This window comes from Pseudogulbenkiania sp. NH8B (genome assembly GCF_000283535.1).
Lineage (GTDB): Bacteria > Pseudomonadota > Gammaproteobacteria > Burkholderiales > Chromobacteriaceae > Pseudogulbenkiania > Pseudogulbenkiania ferrooxidans.
On sequence record NC_016002.1, the window covers coordinates 87,641 to 102,727 of the forward strand.

General features: G+C 68.5%; 13 protein-coding genes and 1 riboswitch. Of the genes, 7 read left to right on the plus strand and 6 right to left on the minus strand.

From position 1 onward, the window contains the following. Positions 1 to 77: 77 nt before the first annotated feature. On the minus strand, positions 78 to 1,061 hold the full coding sequence (locus NH8B_RS00355; RefSeq protein WP_014085543.1) for a serine/threonine protein kinase: 984 nt from the start codon (positions 1,059 to 1,061) through the stop codon (positions 78 to 80). 145 nt (positions 1,062 to 1,206) lie between these two features. Here NH8B_RS00355 and NH8B_RS00360 point away from each other — a divergent pair, with 145 nt between their 5' ends. Continuing rightward, positions 1,207 to 2,541: an aminotransferase-like domain-containing protein gene (locus NH8B_RS00360; protein ID WP_014085544.1), complete on the plus strand. Its 1,335-nt coding sequence runs from the start codon at positions 1,207 to 1,209 to the stop codon at positions 2,539 to 2,541. On the opposite strand, the gene ccoG is transcribed toward NH8B_RS00360, so the two are convergent. After that, positions 2,528 to 3,889, minus strand: coding sequence for a cytochrome c oxidase accessory protein CcoG (gene ccoG / locus NH8B_RS00365; RefSeq protein ID WP_014085545.1), 1,362 nt, complete (start codon positions 3,887 to 3,889; stop codon positions 2,528 to 2,530). The two genes, NH8B_RS00360 and ccoG, sit on opposite strands and share 14 nt — an antisense overlap. Before the next feature lie 165 nt (positions 3,890 to 4,054). Continuing rightward, a complete protein-coding gene (locus tag NH8B_RS00370; protein WP_008954606.1) occupies positions 4,055 to 4,774 on the minus strand; it encodes a GntR family transcriptional regulator in 720 nt (239 codons plus the stop codon). A 332-nt stretch (positions 4,775 to 5,106) separates the two neighbouring features. Here NH8B_RS00370 and NH8B_RS00375 point away from each other — a divergent pair, with 332 nt between their 5' ends. After that, entirely contained in the window at positions 5,107 to 6,579 is a 1,473-nt protein-coding gene (locus NH8B_RS00375) for an NCS1 family nucleobase:cation symporter-1 (RefSeq protein ID WP_014085546.1), read from the plus strand. A gap of 95 nt (positions 6,580 to 6,674) precedes the next feature. Here the strand turns inward: NH8B_RS00375 and NH8B_RS00380 are convergent, their stop codons facing one another. Beyond that, positions 6,675 to 7,220: a YaeQ family protein gene (locus NH8B_RS00380; protein WP_041702773.1), complete on the minus strand. Its 546-nt coding sequence runs from the start codon at positions 7,218 to 7,220 to the stop codon at positions 6,675 to 6,677. Between the two features lie 114 nt (positions 7,221 to 7,334). After that, the gene (locus tag NH8B_RS00385; RefSeq protein ID WP_014085548.1) at positions 7,335 to 8,246 is read right to left on the minus strand and encodes a LysR family transcriptional regulator; all 912 of its coding nucleotides are present in this window, start codon (positions 8,244 to 8,246) and stop codon (positions 7,335 to 7,337) included. 102 nt (positions 8,247 to 8,348) lie between these two features. Here NH8B_RS00385 and NH8B_RS00390 point away from each other — a divergent pair, with 102 nt between their 5' ends. The 5 genes from NH8B_RS00390 (at position 8,349) to NH8B_RS00410 (ending at position 13,111) form a co-directional block, all read left to right on the plus strand. Further along, on the plus strand, positions 8,349 to 8,756 hold the full coding sequence (locus tag NH8B_RS00390) for a DoxX family protein (protein ID WP_014085549.1): 408 nt from the start codon (positions 8,349 to 8,351) through the stop codon (positions 8,754 to 8,756). A 38-nt stretch (positions 8,757 to 8,794) separates the two neighbouring features. Beyond that, positions 8,795 to 9,577, plus strand: a complete 783-nt coding sequence (locus NH8B_RS00395) for a DODA-type extradiol aromatic ring-opening family dioxygenase (protein WP_014085550.1) — start codon at positions 8,795 to 8,797, stop codon at positions 9,575 to 9,577. A 401-nt stretch (positions 9,578 to 9,978) separates the two neighbouring features. After that, complete coding sequence (locus tag NH8B_RS00400; protein WP_014085551.1) at positions 9,979 to 11,661, plus strand: DEAD/DEAH box helicase; 1,683 nt, start codon at positions 9,979 to 9,981, stop codon at positions 11,659 to 11,661. Between the two features lie 151 nt (positions 11,662 to 11,812). After that, a riboswitch (cobalamin riboswitch) is annotated at positions 11,813 to 12,020 on the plus strand. A 148-nt stretch (positions 12,021 to 12,168) separates the two neighbouring features. Further along, complete coding sequence (locus NH8B_RS00405; RefSeq protein ID WP_014085552.1) at positions 12,169 to 12,366, plus strand: CbtB domain-containing protein; 198 nt, start codon at positions 12,169 to 12,171, stop codon at positions 12,364 to 12,366. A 16-nt stretch (positions 12,367 to 12,382) separates the two neighbouring features. Next, positions 12,383 to 13,111: a CbtA family protein gene (locus NH8B_RS00410; protein WP_014085553.1), complete on the plus strand. Its 729-nt coding sequence runs from the start codon at positions 12,383 to 12,385 to the stop codon at positions 13,109 to 13,111. Positions 13,112 to 13,197: 86 nt separating this feature from the next. Here NH8B_RS00410 and NH8B_RS00415 read toward each other — a convergent pair whose 3' ends face one another. Further along, positions 13,198 to 15,084: a ribonuclease catalytic domain-containing protein gene (locus NH8B_RS00415; RefSeq protein ID WP_014085554.1), complete on the minus strand. Its 1,887-nt coding sequence runs from the start codon at positions 15,082 to 15,084 to the stop codon at positions 13,198 to 13,200. Between the last annotated feature and the right edge of the window lie 3 nt (positions 15,085 to 15,087).

Genomic DNA, 15,087 nt, shown 5'->3' on the forward strand with positions numbered 1-15,087 from the left:
CGCGCCGCGTGGCGGGCGTGGCAGGGTGCGTTGCGGGAGGGCGGCGCGCAGCACCGCGGTGGCTCAGTGTGGTGCGCTCACACCGGCCACAGCGGCGCTTCGTCCATCAGCGCGATCTGCTCGCGCAGCGCCAGGATCTGGTCCTGCCAATAGCGCGGGCTGTCGAACCACGGGAAGGCCGCCGGAAACGCCGGGTCGTGCCAGCGTCGCGCCAGCCAGGCGCTGTAGTGGATCAGCCGTAGCGTGCGCAGCGCCTCGACCAGGTACAGCTCGCGCGTGTCGAACTCACAAAAATCCTCGTACCCCGCCAGCAGGTCGGCCAGCTGGGCGCTCTGCTCGCTGCGTTCCCCCGACAGCAGCATCCACAGATCCTGCACCGCCGGCCCCATGCGGCAGTCGTCGAAATCCACGAAGTGCGGCCCGGCCTCGGTCCACAGCACGTTGCCGGCGTGGCAATCGCCATGCAGGCGGCGCAGCGTGATGGCGCCGGCGCGGTCGTAGCCGCGCGCCACGCCGTCCAGCGCCTGGCGCGCCACGCCCAGGTACACCGCGCGCAACTCGTCCGGGATGAACGGGCAGTCGGCCAGGAAGGCCAGCGGCTCCGCGCCGAAGCTCGCCGCGTCCAGCGTCGGCCGCAGCGCGAACGGCGTCACCGCGCCGAGGGCGTGGATGCGGCCGAGAAAGCGTCCCAGCCATTGCAGCGTGTCCGGGCGGTCGAGCTCCGGGGCGCGTCCGCCGCGGCGCGGGAACAGCGCGAAGCGGAAGCCGGCGTGCTGATGCAGCGTGCGGCCGGCGATGCTGAGCGCGCCGACCACCGGAATCTCGTGGCCGGCCAGTTCTGCCACGAAGGCGTGCTCTTCCAGGATCTGCGCATCGCTCCAGCGCTCGGGGCGGTAGAACTTGGCCACCAGCGGCGGCGCGTCGTCCTGGCCGACCTGGTAGACGCGGTTTTCGTAGCTGTTGAGCGCCAGGAGCTGGCCGTTCACCGGCAGGCCGAGGCCTTCCAGCGCGTTCAGCAGGCAGTCCGGGGTGAGCCCGGCAAAGGGAGGGGATGTGGTCATGGCTGCATTATACGACCTCCGCCACGCCGGGCGCGGACGCGTCGCGTGCTGGCCGGGCGGGCCTGGCCGGGGCACGCCCCTTCCGGCCGGGACGGGGGATTCTCCGCTACACTGCGGGTCTTTCCCGTTGTCTTGAAGTGGGCCGATGTCCAAGTACGCCACGCTGGTCGATTTTTTCGTTGCCGCCATCGAGCACGGCAGCTACCGCGCCGGCGACGCGCTGCCGTCGCTGCGCCGCCTGTGCGAGACCCACGGCGTCGGCATGAACACCGCCAAGCGCGCCTACTACGAGCTGGAGCGGCAGGGCTACGTCGAGGCGCTGCCGCGGGCCGGGTTCCGCGTGGCGCCGGGCGGCGCGGCACCGGCTTCGGCCAACCTGGCCGCGCTGTTGCCGTGGGGGTCGCCGTTCATCAATCCGGCCTTGTTTGACGGCCGCGCGCTGGCGCAGGCCTTCGTGCGCGTGCAGCGGCGCTACCCCGAACTGCTGGCGCGGCACGAACTGCTCGGGCTGGACGCGCTGCGGCGCCAACTGGCGCGCCGCAGCCACGCCGAGGGCATGGCGCTCGACTGGGACCAGCTCGTGATCACCTGCGGCGGCATGGAAGCGCTGGCGCTGGCGGTGCAGGTGGTGACGCACGCGCTGGCGGCGCCGTGCCTGGCGGTGACCACGCCGGCCTTCCCCGGCCTGTTGGGGGTGCTGGCGCAGCACGGCATCGCCACGCTGGCGCTGCCGGTCGGGCTCGACGGCGCGCTCGACCTGGCGCCCTTGGCGCAAGGGTTGGCCGAAGGCCGGGTGCACGGCATCGCGGTGATGGCCAACTTCCAGCATCCCACCGGGCAGTGCCTGAGCGACGCCGCGCGTGACGCCTTGTGGCAGCTCGCCGAGCGCCACGACGTGCCGCTCATCGAGGACGACGCCTACCGCCAGCTGGCGTTCGCGGCGCCGGCCCCGGCGCCGTTCAAGGCGCGCGACACCGCCGGGCGGGTGCTGTACTGCGCCACCTTCTCCAAGTCGTTGGCACCCGGCTACCGCGTCGGCTGGATCGCGCCGGGGCGCTACCTCGACGCGGTGTGCCGGCTCAAGGTCAGCACCACGCTGGCCTCGCCGCTGCCCAACCAGATGGCGATCGCCGAACTGCTGGCCGACGGCGGCGACCCGCCCGGCCTGCGCCGGCTCTGTCAGCAACTGGCCGACCGCGCCGCCGCGCTGCGCCAGGCGCTGGCGGAGCGGCTGCCGCCGACTGTGCGGCTGTCCACGCCGCAGGGAGGCTACTTCCTGTGGCTGGAGCAGGACGCGGGGCCGGACAGCCAGACGCTGCTGGCCGAGGCGCAGGCGCACGGCCTGCACTTCGCGCCCGGCGCGCTGTTCCACCCCGACGGCGCCGGCCGCCACGACCTGCGCCTCAACCTGAGCTACGCCGAGCCCGACCGGCAGCTCGCCGCGCTGGACTGGCTGGCCGCGGCGCTCACTCGCCGATGAAGCTGCTGTCGGCGCTGACGTAGCGGTGCGGCGCGTCGACGGCGCGCAGCACGAAGCGCAACGGCTGGCTGCCGCGCTGTACCGTGCCCGGATCGACCGCCACCCGCACCCCGACCGTGGCGACGGTGAGCGCCGGCACCAACACCGGGGCGTCGTCGCGCAGGCGGGCGCCGGGCAGCCCCGCCACCTCGACGCGGAAGCGGTGCGCCTGCTCGTCGCCGTTCATCACCCTGAGGCTGTAGCTGTTTTCCAACCAGCCGTCGTCGCCCTCCCGCACCAGCGAGGCGCGGTCGCGCAGCACGTCGAGCTTGTAAGGCGTGTGGTTCAGCAGGCCGGTCGCCGTCAGCACCAGCAGCGTTGCCAACAGCCCGCCGTAGACCAGCACGCGCGGGCGCTGCCAGAGGCGGCGCGGCCGCCCATCGCCGCCGTCCTCGGCGCGCTGGGTGGTGAAGCGGATCAGCCCGCGCGGCGCGCCGATCTTGTCCATCACCGCGTCGCAGGCGTCGACGCAGGCGGCGCAGCCAATGCACTCGTACTGCAGCCCGGCGCGGATGTCGATGCCGGTGGGGCAGACCTGCACGCATAGCCGGCAGTCGACGCAGTCGCCGCGCGCCACGCCGGGCTGGGCGTCCTTGCGCAAGGCGCCACGCGGTTCGCCGCGCGGCACGTCGTAGGCCACCAGCCGGGTGTCCGGGTCGAACATGGCGCCCTGGAAGCGTGCGTACGGACACATGTGCAGGCACACCTTCTCGCGCAGCACGCCGGCCAGCAGGTAGGTGAAGCCGCCGTAGAACAGCGCCCAGAACGCCTCCCACGGTCCGATGGCGAGCGTGGGCAGGCCGGCCGCCAGCTCGCGCATCGGGCTGAAGTAGCCGACCAGGGTGAGCCCGGTCCACAGTGAGAACGCCATCATCAGCACGTGCTTGCCGCCCTTGCGCATCACCTTGTTCAGACGCCACGGCGCGGCGTCGAGGGCGCGGCGCGCCGCCGGCTTGCCCTCGGTCCAGCGCTCGATCCACAGCATGATCTCGGTGTACACCGTCTGCGGACAGGAAAAACCGCACCACAGCCGGCCCGACAGCGTGGTCCACAGGAACAGCCCGAAGGCGCTCGCCATCAACAGCGCGGCGAGGTAGACCATGTCCTGCGGCAGCAGCGTCAGGCCGAACAGGTGGAAGCGCCCGCCCGCCAGGTCGAGCCAGACCGCCTGGCGACCGTGCCATGGCAGCCAGGGCAGGCCGAAGTAGAGCAGCTGGGTGACGACGACGAAGGCGACGCGCCAGGTGTTGAAGCGCCCCCGCGTCAGGCGCGGGTAGAGCTTGATCGGTAGGGCTGGGACTGTGGACATGGCAACACCATCATGAAACGGGATGGCGTCAGGGTAGGCGGGGCGGGGCCGGCGCATAAGGCACAGCGCGCGGGAAAATGACGGGCACAGGCCGTGGCGTGGTGCCGGTAAGGTGTTGCCGGGGTGGGGGCGCCGCCAGGCCCCCCACGGCGTGCCAGGCGGCCGCTAGCCGTCCATCTCGCTGAAAATCTTCTTGAAATCGGGCTCGCTGTCTTCCTCCGGCGACATGTCGAGCGCCGACTCCACTTCCTTCAGATGCTGCGACATCCACGCCTTGGCCTGGGCCGCGTCGCCGGCCTCGAGCAGGGCGATCAGGGCGTCGTGGCTGTCGCATTTGCAGTCGGCGCTCCACGACGAACCGTACACCGCGATGATCAGCGACGAACGCGACACCAAGCGCACCAGGAAGTCGGTCAGGTCGTCGTTGCCGGCGATGCTCAGCAGGCGCACGTGGAACTGGCCGGACAGCTTGATGGCCTGGCGGTGGTCGCGTACGCGCTGCGCCTCGTGTTCCTGGCGGGCGATCTCCCTGAGCTCGGCGATATCGCTGGGGCGGATGTTCGCGATCACCTGGTCGAGCGTGCCCACTTCGATCAGCTGGCGCGCCGCAAAAATGTTCTTCGCCTCGGCGATGGTGGGTTTGGCCACCGTCGCACCGCGCTTGGGCAGGATCGTCACCAGGCGCTCCAGCGCCAGGCGCTGCAGTGCCTTGCGGATGACGGTGCGGCTGACCTCGAAGCTCTCGGTCAGCGCGTCTTCCGGCAGTTTCATGCCCGGCTGCAGGCGGTGCTCGATGATCGCGGTGAACAGCCGCGCGTATACCAGTTCGTCCTTGGTGCCTTCCTCACCCCGTTGGGGATGAGCGGGTGATAGTCCCCGAAGCATGGTTGCTCACTCCTTGATGTCGTCTATAGGACCCTGGCCACTATCTTAACCCGCAAACGGCGCCGAACCCATGGCGCCGGCAAATTTGTTTGTGTACCAAATTATATTGAATGGTATACAACTATTTCGACGATGGCGGTGCGGAATGTCGCTGCCCATGCCCGAGCCGCCCGAGGTGTGTCAGAAAAACCTCAGTAAAAACAGTGCGCTAGCTTGGTTATTACTGCGTATACGAAAATGTTATTGTTGCGTGTACGAAATCTGCTAACAATGAAGAGCAACAAGGCCAACAAGAGCCTCTAAGACTAGCAAAACTGCAAAGGAGAATTTCGATGCACCAACCGCATTCCACCGGCCACGCCGGCCAGTGTCCGCAAGGCTACAGCGAGCGGCTCTACAACGAAGACCTCGGTCCGCTCAAGGACCAGCATTGGAACTGGTACAACATCTTCGCCTTCTGGATGTCGGATGTGCACAGCGTCGGCGGCTACGTCTTCGCCGGCAGCCTGTTCGCGCTGGGCCTGGCGAGCTGGCAGGTGCTGGTGTGCCTGCTCATCGGCATCGGCATCGTGCAGTACGTGGCCAACAAGATCGGGCGGCCGAGCCAGCAGGGCGGCATTCCCTACCCGGTGGTGTGCCGCATGTCGTTCGGCGTGTTCGGCGCCAACATTCCGGCGGTGATCCGGGGGCTGATCGCGGTGGCCTGGTACGGCATCCAGACCTACCTCGCCTCCTCGGCGCTGGTGATCGTGGTGCTGCGCTTCTTCCCGGAACTGGCGTACCTCGGCCATATCAAGTTCGCCGGGCTGTCGGCGCTGGGCTGGATGGGGTTCATGACGATGTGGGCGCTGCAGGCGCTGGTGTTCTGGCACGGCATGGAGGCGATCAAGAAGTTCATCGACTGGGCCGGCCCGGCGGTTTACGCCGTGATGCTGCTGCTGATGGCGTACATCGTGTACAAGGCCGGCTGGCACAACATCAACTTCGACCTCAGCACCAAGCGCCTGACCGGGCTCGACGCCGCGTGGCAGATGGTGCTCGCCGTGGTGCTGGTGGTGTCCTACTTCTCCGGGCCGACGCTGAACTTTGGCGACTTCACGCGCTACGCCAAGAGTATGGACGAAGTGAAGCGGGGCAACTTCTGGGGGCTGCCGGTCAACTTCCTGCTGTTTTCCATCGTCACCGTGGTGGTGATCTCGGGCACGCTGCCGGTGTTCGGCAAGCTGATCGAGGACCCGATCGAGACCGTCGGCCTGATCGACAACACCACGGCCGCCGTGCTGGGCGCGCTGACCTTCATCACCGCCACCATCGGCATCAACATCGTGGCCAACTTCGTGTCGCCGGCGTTCGACTTCGCCAACGTCAACCCGCAGAAGATCAGCTGGCGCATGGGCGGCATGATCGCCGCGGTCGGTTCGATCTTCATCACGCCGTGGAACCTGTTCAACTCGCCGGAAGTGATCCACTACACGCTCGACTCGCTCGCCGCCTTCATCGGCCCGTTGTACGGCATCGTGCTGGTGGACTACTACCTGGTGCAGAAGCGCCGCATCGACGTCGACGCGCTGTACAGCGACAAGCCGGGCAATACCTACTGGTACGAGAACGGCTACAACAAGGCCGCGATCAAGGCGCTGGTGCCGGCGGCCGTGCTCGCCCTGATCTGCTCGCACACCCCGGGTCTGAGAGAGTACCTCGGCCACTTCGCGCTGTTCATCGGCGGTTTTGCCGGGGCGCTGCTCTACCGGAAGCTGGGACGTTGTCCCGAGGCGATCAGCAAGATGGTGTTAAGCCGTTCCTGAGTCTTCTCCTTGGTACCTATCTCGAACGGTGGTTTACGCGGCAGCCCTGGCTGCCGCTTTTTTTTACCGGTCGGCGGAGGCGCCCCGGGCGGCGCTCAGTGCGCTTCCTTCAGCGTGACGAACTCCACCAGCACGTTGTGCACGTTGTCCGACAGCCAGATCTGGCCGTCCTGGATCGTCACCTGCAGCTGCATGCTGCGCTCGGCCAGCGCCGCCAGCTGCGCCAGCGTGTCCGGGCTGACGCTGACCACGTGCAGATGCTCGAAGCGGCTGGCCTTGCCTTCCATGCCCTGCCACCAGATGTCGGCGGCGCGGCCGCCGTAGCTGTAGATCCACACTTGATCGGCACGGCCGCAGGCCTTGCGCAGGCGCTTCTCATCCGGCTCGCCCAGCTCGATCCACAGCTCGATCTCGTCCGAATAGTTCTTCTGCCACAGGTCCGGCTCGTCGTCCTCGCTGATGCCCTTGGTGAAGGCCAGGGTGTCGCTGGCGTGGCGCGCGAACGCCACCAGCCGCAGCATCATGCGCTCCACCGTTTCCGACGGGTGCAGGGCGAGGGTGAGGTTGTGGCTGGCGTAGTAGCTGCGGTCCAGGTCGGTGATGTTGAGTTCGGCTTTGTAGATGGTGGCTTTGAGCGCCATGGTCGGGTCCGGTTGCAGGCAGTTGAAGGGAAAGCGCGCTAGTGTAGCGGTTCTGATGCTCGACAACCTACCCCCATCGCTGAGCCGGCCAGGGTGCCACGGCGGCGCGGCGCCTCATGGCGCCGGTGCCCGGTAGGCGTCCCAGTCGGGCTCCCCGGCGAAATGGTCGGCCAGAAAATCGACCAGCGCGCGCACCTTGCGCGGCAGGTACTGGCGGTGCGGGTAGAGCGCGTAGAGGCGGAATTCGGGCAGCGGGTAGCCCTCCAGCAGCGGCACCAGCCGGCCGCTCTTGAGGTCGTCGCCGAGCAGGAAGGTCGGCTCGCAGATGATGCCCATGCCGTGGCGCGCCGCGTCCACCAGCAGGTCGCCGTTGTTGGCGGCGAGCGGGCCGGAGACCTTGACCCGTTCGCTGCCGAAACGCCATTCGTCCACCGGCTCGCTCAGGGTGTAGCGCAGGCACTGGTGGCGGGCGAGTTCGGCGGGCGTGGCCGGGGTGCCGTGGCGCGCCAGGTAGGCCGGCGCGGCGCACACCACCACCCGCACCGGCGCCAGCGCGCGCGCCACCAGCTGGCTCTGGCCGAGGTCGGTGGTGATGCGCAGGGTCAGGTCGACACCGTCCTCCAGCATGTCGCGCTGACGGTCTTCCAGCAGCAAGTCCACCGTCAGGCGCGGGTAATGGGCGTTGAACTCGGCCAGGATCGGCCCCAGCCGGCGCACGCCGAACGCCAGCGGCGCGCTGACGCGCAGCGTGCCGACCGGCTCGCGGCTGGTTTCGGCGGCCTGCGCCTCGGCTTCGTCGACCTGGGCCAGGATGCTGGCCACCCGCGCCAGATAGTCCGCGCCGCTCTCGGTCAGCGCCAGCCGGCGCGTGGTGCGGTTGAGCAGGCGCGTGCCCAGGTGCTCTTCGAGCCAGCTCACGTACTTGCTGGCCATGCCGCGCGACAGGCCGAGCTTGTCCGAGGCCAGGGTGAAGCTGCCGCCGTCGGCCACGGCGTGGAACACGCGCATGGCGGTCATCAGGTCCATGATTGTTTCTTGCAGGGAATCAATATTGTGAAATATGGCGGGTTTATCGAGCGGATGGCAAGCGCTTTAATACGCTCATACCCCACCCACTGGAGCACCACCATGATCGATACCCGCACCGCCCCCTACGCCGCCTTCCTGCTGCGCCTGAGCCTGGGCCTGATGTTTCTGGCGCACGGCCTGACCAAGCTGTTCGTGTTCACCCCGGCCGGCACCGCCCAATTCTTCGCCTCGCTCGGCCTGCCCGGCTTCGTCGGCCCGCTCACCATGGTGGCCGAGATCGGCGGCGGTGTGCTGCTGATCCTTGGCGTGGCCGGGCGCCAGGTGGCGCTGCTGCTGAGCCCGGTGCTGCTGGGCGCTACCCTGCTGGTGCATCTGGCCAACGGCTGGGCCTTCACCAACCCGGGCGGCGGCTGGGAATACACCGCCTTCCTGAGCGCGGCGGCGCTGAGCGTGGCCCTGCTCGGCGACGGCGCCTTCGCCCTCAAGCCGCTCGGCCGTCGCGCCTGACGCGGCGTATCATCGACTAACGACCCAAGGAGAACACCATGTCCCGTCTGCCCAGCCTGTTCATCTCGCACGGCGCCCCGACCGTACTGATCGACGGCTCGCCCGCGCCGGCCGCCTGGCGGCGCTGGGCCGACGCCCATGACCGCCCGCGCGCCATCGTCAGCCTGTCGGCGCACCGCCCGGCACGGCAGCCGGGTGCCGGCAGCGCGGCGCACTGGCGCACCGTGCACGATTTCGGCGGCTTCCCGGAACAGCTCTACCGGCTGCAGTACCCGGCAGAGGGCGAACGCGACCTGGCGGACGACATCGACCGCCGTCTCGCCGCCGCCGGCTTCGCGGTGCAGCCGGACGAGCGCCCCGGTCTCGACCATGGCGCCTGGGTGCCGCTGCTGGCGATGTATCCCGACGCCGACATCCCGGTGGTGACCCTGCCGGTGCTGCCGGCGGCGGATGCCGCCACCCATTACCGGCTCGGCCAAGCGCTGGCGCGGCTGGGCGAGGAGGGCGTGCTGCTGGTGGGCTCGGGCAGCCTCACCCACAACCTGTACGAAGTGGCGTGGAACGCCGGCCCCGAAGCGTGGGCGCTGGAATTCCAGAGCTGGATGCTCGAGCGCTTGGCCGCAGGCGACGTCGACGCGGTGCTGGACTGGGAACGGCAGGCGCCGCAGGCGCGGCGCAACCATCCCACCGCCGAGCACCTGCTGCCGCTGTTCTTCGCGCTCGGCGCCGGCGGCACGTCGCTCAGCGTGCTGCATGGCGGTATGGAGCACGGCAGCATCGCCATGGACGCGCTGGCGTTTGGTGAGAACCTATCCCATTAAGCGACTGCGCCTTCGTATCTTGAGTGCCGGCAGTACTGCGTGCGAATTCATCGCTGAGCCAATCTCTGCGTGCAAATCTTTGATTTGCCCAGCGATAGATTGGCACGCAGGGATTCGCTCAGCGATAGGGAATCCTCATGTACTCCGTGACCATTCCGGTTCCTGTGCGCTGGCGGCACTCAACCTGCTTTGGCTCGCTCGCCTACTGGGATAGGTTCTGAGCGTTTACTGTCGGCAGCGGGTTCCACTGTCGCGCCAACCCCTGTACACTGTCGCCTTCCCGCGTCGTGCCAATCGGCGCGCGGTCTAGCTTCAACGCCGAAGCCCCCGCATTTTCCATCATCGACGTCTGCCTGGATTGGTGTCGCACAACCTGCGATTGGGCCGTCGCTGGAGTTTTCATGTCCGAAATCAAATTTACCGACCTCGGCCTGTCCGAGCCCCTGTTGCGTGCCGTGGCCGAAACCGGCTACACCACGCCCACCCCGATCCAGGCGCAGGCTATTCCGCAGGTGATCAAGGGCGGCGACCTCTTGGCCGCAGCCCAGACCGGCACCGGCAAGACCGCAGGCTTCACCCTGCCGCTGCTGCACCGCCTCGGCCCGGCGCCGACCCACCTCAAGGGCCGCCCGCGCGCTCTGGTGCTGACGCCGACGCGCGAACTGGCGGCGCAGGTGGAAGAATCGGTGCGCACCTACGGCAAGTACCTGCCGCACAAGTCGATGGTGATGTTCGGGGGTGTCGGCATCAATCCGCAGATCGCCGCGCTCAGGAAGCCGCTGGACATCCTGGTGGCCACGCCGGGCCGTCTGCTCGACCACGCCGGTCAGAAGACCGTCGATCTGTCCGGGGTCGAGATCCTGGTGCTGGACGAAGCCGACCGCATGCTCGACATGGGGTTCATCCACGACATCAAGAAGGTGCTGGCGCTGCTGCCGGCCAAGCGTCAGAACCTGCTGTTCTCGGCGACCTTCTCCGACGAGATCAAGGCGCTCGCCGACCGCCTGCTGAACAACCCGCAGCTGGTCGAAGTGGCGCGCCGCAACACCGCCAACGAGCTGGTCGAGCAGAAGGTGCACCTGGTCGACCGCGACAAGAAGACCGAGCTGCTGACCCACCTGATCAGCCAGGGCGACTGGCACCAGGTGCTGGTGTTCACCCGCACCAAGCACGGCGCCAACCGCCTGGCCGAGAAGCTCGACAAGAGCGGCATCACCGCCGCGGCGATTCACGGCAACAAGAGCCAGAACGCCCGCACCAAGGCGCTGGCCGACTTCAAGGCCAACACGCTGCAAGTGCTGGTGGCCACCGACATCGCCGCGCGCGGGCTGGACATCGACCAGCTGCCGCACGTGGTCAACTTCGAGCTGCCCAATGTGCCGGAAGACTACGTGCACCGCATCGGCCGCACCGGCCGCGCCGGTAACGAGGGCGAGGCGGTGTCGCTGGTGTGCGTGGACGAGTTCAAGTTCCTCAAGGACATCGAGAAGCTGATCAAGAAAGACATCCCGCAGTTCACCGTTCCCGGCTACGAGGCCGATCTGACGGTGACGCCGGAGCCGATCCTGATGGGTGGCCAGCGTCGTGGCCAAGGCCAAGGTCAGGGGCAGCGTCAGGGCCAGGGAGCGCGTCAAGGCCAGGGAGCCGCGCGTCAGGGCCAGTCCCAGCCGCGTCAGGGTCAAGGCCAGGGCCAAGGTCAGCGCCGTGGCGGCGACGGCCAGGCCGGCAACGCACGTAGTAGCGCCGGCGCCAGCGCCAACGGCGGCCAGAATGGGCGTCGCCACGAGCATGCCGACGGCGCGCGCCAGCCGGGTGCCCGTCCGCCCAAGAGCAACACCGGTTCCCAGCAGCCCAAGGGGCGCCATACCGCGCCGGCCAACGGCCAGCGTGGCGAGCCCAACGGCAACGTGATGCCGCCGCCGCCGAAAGAGGTGAACGGCAACGTAATGCCGCCGCGCGGCAAGCCCAACAACGGCAACCAGCGTCCGGGCAGCAGCCGCCCGGGCGAGGCGCGCCGCAGCAAGCCGGCGGGCGGTCGCCAGACCGCCGCGCTGTTCGCGCCCAAGCGCGACAGCAACCGCTGACACTCCGCCCGCGTCCGCGCCAGACCGCTACCCGCTTGCCGGGGGCGGTTTTTTTTCGCCCGGCCCAACCGGTCCCGCTTCCTATGCATTTTGACCGTGCCGCCGGTGCGCTTCTGCTATCCTTAAGCAGCTTTCGGTGTGCCCCGGTCCGGATCGGCCCGGGGCTTGAGGTTTCCCGCCGTCTGGGGAACTTCAACGGGAAGACGGTGTGCCGAACGGCAAATCCGTCGCTGCCCCCGCAACGGTAATCGAGTCAGCGTCGGCAACACGCCACTGGGGTCGCACCCGGGAAGGCGCCGGCGTGGGAGCGCGCTCCCGGCTCGTGAGCCCGGAGACCGGCCGAAGGCGACGACGCTATGCACCGCGGAGGGCGGTGCGCTTAACGTTTCTTCCAGTGTGCCCCTCCCTTACCCTGCCGCGCCATCGTCGGTCCATCGCTGTGCGGCGGCTTGCCGCCAACCGACACCGCGAGACAGGGGGGGCCATGGAAAGACCCAGGAGATAGACATGCAGTTGCACAAATCCGCCGCTCGACCGATCGGCCAGTTCGACCCCGCCAGCGCCGCGCGCTGGAAAGCCCGCTCCGCCGCGCTGTGCGCCGCGCTGCTGGGCGCGGTGATCCTCTACGGCGTCGGCTTCGCGCCGGGCATCGCCCACGGCGAGAGCCACGATACGCGCCATACCATGGGCTTCGTCTGCCACTGACCGGCGAAGGGTTGTCATGTTTGCACGTATTGTTGCCCTGTCGCTGCTGGCCGGGTTGCTGGCGGGCGTGGTGGCGACGCCGGTGCAGCTGGCGCTGGTCCAGCCGCTGATCGAGCAGGCCGAAGGCTACGAGCAGCAGCTCGAGGCCGTCACCGCCACGGCGCACGTTCACGCGGCGCACGACGCCGTGGCGGCCGAGGGACACTCGCACGAGGCGATGGCGAGCGAGGAGCCGTCCGGCGACAAGACGCACCGCGCCGTCGCCACCGCGATCTCGATCACGCTGGCGGCGATGGGCTACGCCCTGCTGCTGGGTGCGGTGCTGTCGCAGTTCGGCCACATCGACTGGCGGCGCGGCCTGTTGTTCGGCGCGTTGGGCTTCGTGGTGTTCCAGCTGGCGCCGGCGCTCGGCCTGCCGCCGGAGCCGCCGGGCGTGCCCGCGGCCGACCTGCAGCAGCGCCAGCTGTGGTGGCTGCTCACCGTCGCCTGCACCGCCGGCGCACTGTTCGGGCTCCATCGCGCCTGGAGCCAGCGCCGCCTGCGGTGGGCGGCGGGCGCGCTGGCGCTGGCGGCGCTGCCGCACCTGGTCGGCGCGCCGGTACTGGCAGAGGTGCACACGCTGGTGCCCGCGCGCCTGATGAGCGACTTCATGCTGGCGGCGCTGGCCTCCGCGGCGGTGTTGTGGCTGGCGCTGGGCGGCGTGCTGGGGGGGCTGTTGCAGCGCTTCCCGGTGGAATCGCGCTAACCGCGCGGTTGTCCCGCAAAGAAAAAGCCCCGGAAGCGATTCCGGGGCTTTTTGTTTTTCTAAGGTTGGCCGAAGCCGGCCTGCGGTCACACCGTGCTGTCTTCCTCGACCGGCACGTCCTCGTGGCCGACCTTGCCGGCGTAGCGTAGTTCGATCTCTTGCGTCAGCTCGTCGATGCGGATCACCGCCAGGCGTACCTTGTCGCCGCTTGCCAGCTCCGGCAGGCCGGGCACGCGCAGGCGCAGCGGCAGGCCGTCGATGCGCACCAGGTCTTCCTTGATCAGCGTCGCGGTCGGCTCGGTGACGCCTTCCTGGCTGAACCAGCGCAGGCACCAGAAGTGCTCCATGCGGTCCTGGAAGGCGAGGTAGGCGCTGTAGGTGGCGTCGAAGTCGCGCAGGATGGCGAACAGCATGGCGTTGCCCTGCTCGAACTCGGGCTTGTCGCCGCGGATCATCGCGGTGAGCTGGCGCTGGTTGACGAAGTCGGTGGCACGGCGCAGTGGCGAGGTGGACCAGGCGTACTGCGCCACGCCCAGGCCGATGTGCGGCTCCGGCCGGGTGGTCATGCGCACCTTGCCCATGCTCTGCGCGCGGTACATCGCCGGGATGTCGGCTTCGGCCAACATGCGGCCCCACTCGCTGTTGGCGAGGATCATCAGCTCGGACACCAGTTTGTCCATCGGCGCGCCGCGCTTGCGCAGCGTGATCAGCACCTTGCCGTCGACCACGTTGAAGTTGTAATCCATCTGCACCGGTCGCGTCGGGTCGTACTTGCCGCGGCGCTTCTCCAGCGCGTTGGCGAACTGCCACAGCCAGGTCAGCTCGTGCTTGAACGCGTAGTCCGGCCCGCCGTCCGGATGCGCCAGGGTCTGTTCGTTGAACACCTGTTCCAGCTGGTCGTGGCGCAGGTTGGCGGCGATGGTCACGCGCTCGATGCGGCTCTCGTAGCCGACCGGCTCGAATTCCGGCGTCACCTCGACGTACAGGCTCACCGCCGGGCAGGCCTGGCCTTCCTTCAGCGTGAACTGTTCGACCAGCTCGTCCGGCAGCATGGTGATCTTGTCGCCGGGGAAGTACACCGTGGAGAGGCGCTGGAACACCAGTTTCTCGATGTCCGAACCGGGCGCCACGCCCAGTGTCGGCGCGGCGATATGGATGCCGACGCGCTGGTTGCCGTTGGGCAGTGCGACCAGCGACAGCGCGTCGTCGATCTCGGTGGTGGCGGCGTCGTCGATCGAGAACGCGGCCACCTCGGCGAGCGGCAGTTCGTCGTCGCCCGGCAGCGTCGGCGCGGCGTAGTGGCCGAAACCGGTGCCCTTGGGGAAGTATTCCAGCAGGAAGCCCGCCATCAGGTAGTCCGGCACCGAGGGGATGCCGCCGACCGCGGCCGCCAGCCGCACCGGCGGCAGGTTGCGCTCGCGGCAGGCCTGGTCGAAGGCTTTGAATTCCAGCGTGTTCTTGTCCGGGCGGAACAGCAGCGTCATCAGCTGGGCGCGGATGGCGTCCGGCAGGCGGCCGGATTTCAGCTCGGCCACCCAGGCGTCGATCTGCTCCTGCTCGCGCTTCTTCTTCTCGATGCCGGCCAGCGCCGCCTTCAGCGACTCTTCCGGTGCCGCCTTGAAGCGCCCCTTGCCCTTCTTGTAGAAGTACATCGGCGCCTCGAACAGGCGCTGGATGATGGCGGCGGCCTCGGCCGCGCTCGGGGTGTGGCCCCAGTAGTCGGCGGCCAGCGCCTCGAAGCCGAATTCGTCCTGGCCGCTCACTTCCCACAGGAAGTCGACGTCGATCTCGGCCGCCAGCTTCTCGACCGCCGGCAGGAACTCGGCCAGCGTCGAGTTGAATTCCAGCATCACGTTGGCCGACTTGATCTTGGCGCGTTTGCCGTGGAGGGTGTCGACCTGCAGGCTGGCGTCATTGCGGGACACCACGGCGCCCACCTTGAAGCTGCCGCTTTCTTCGTAAAAAACGTTCATGGC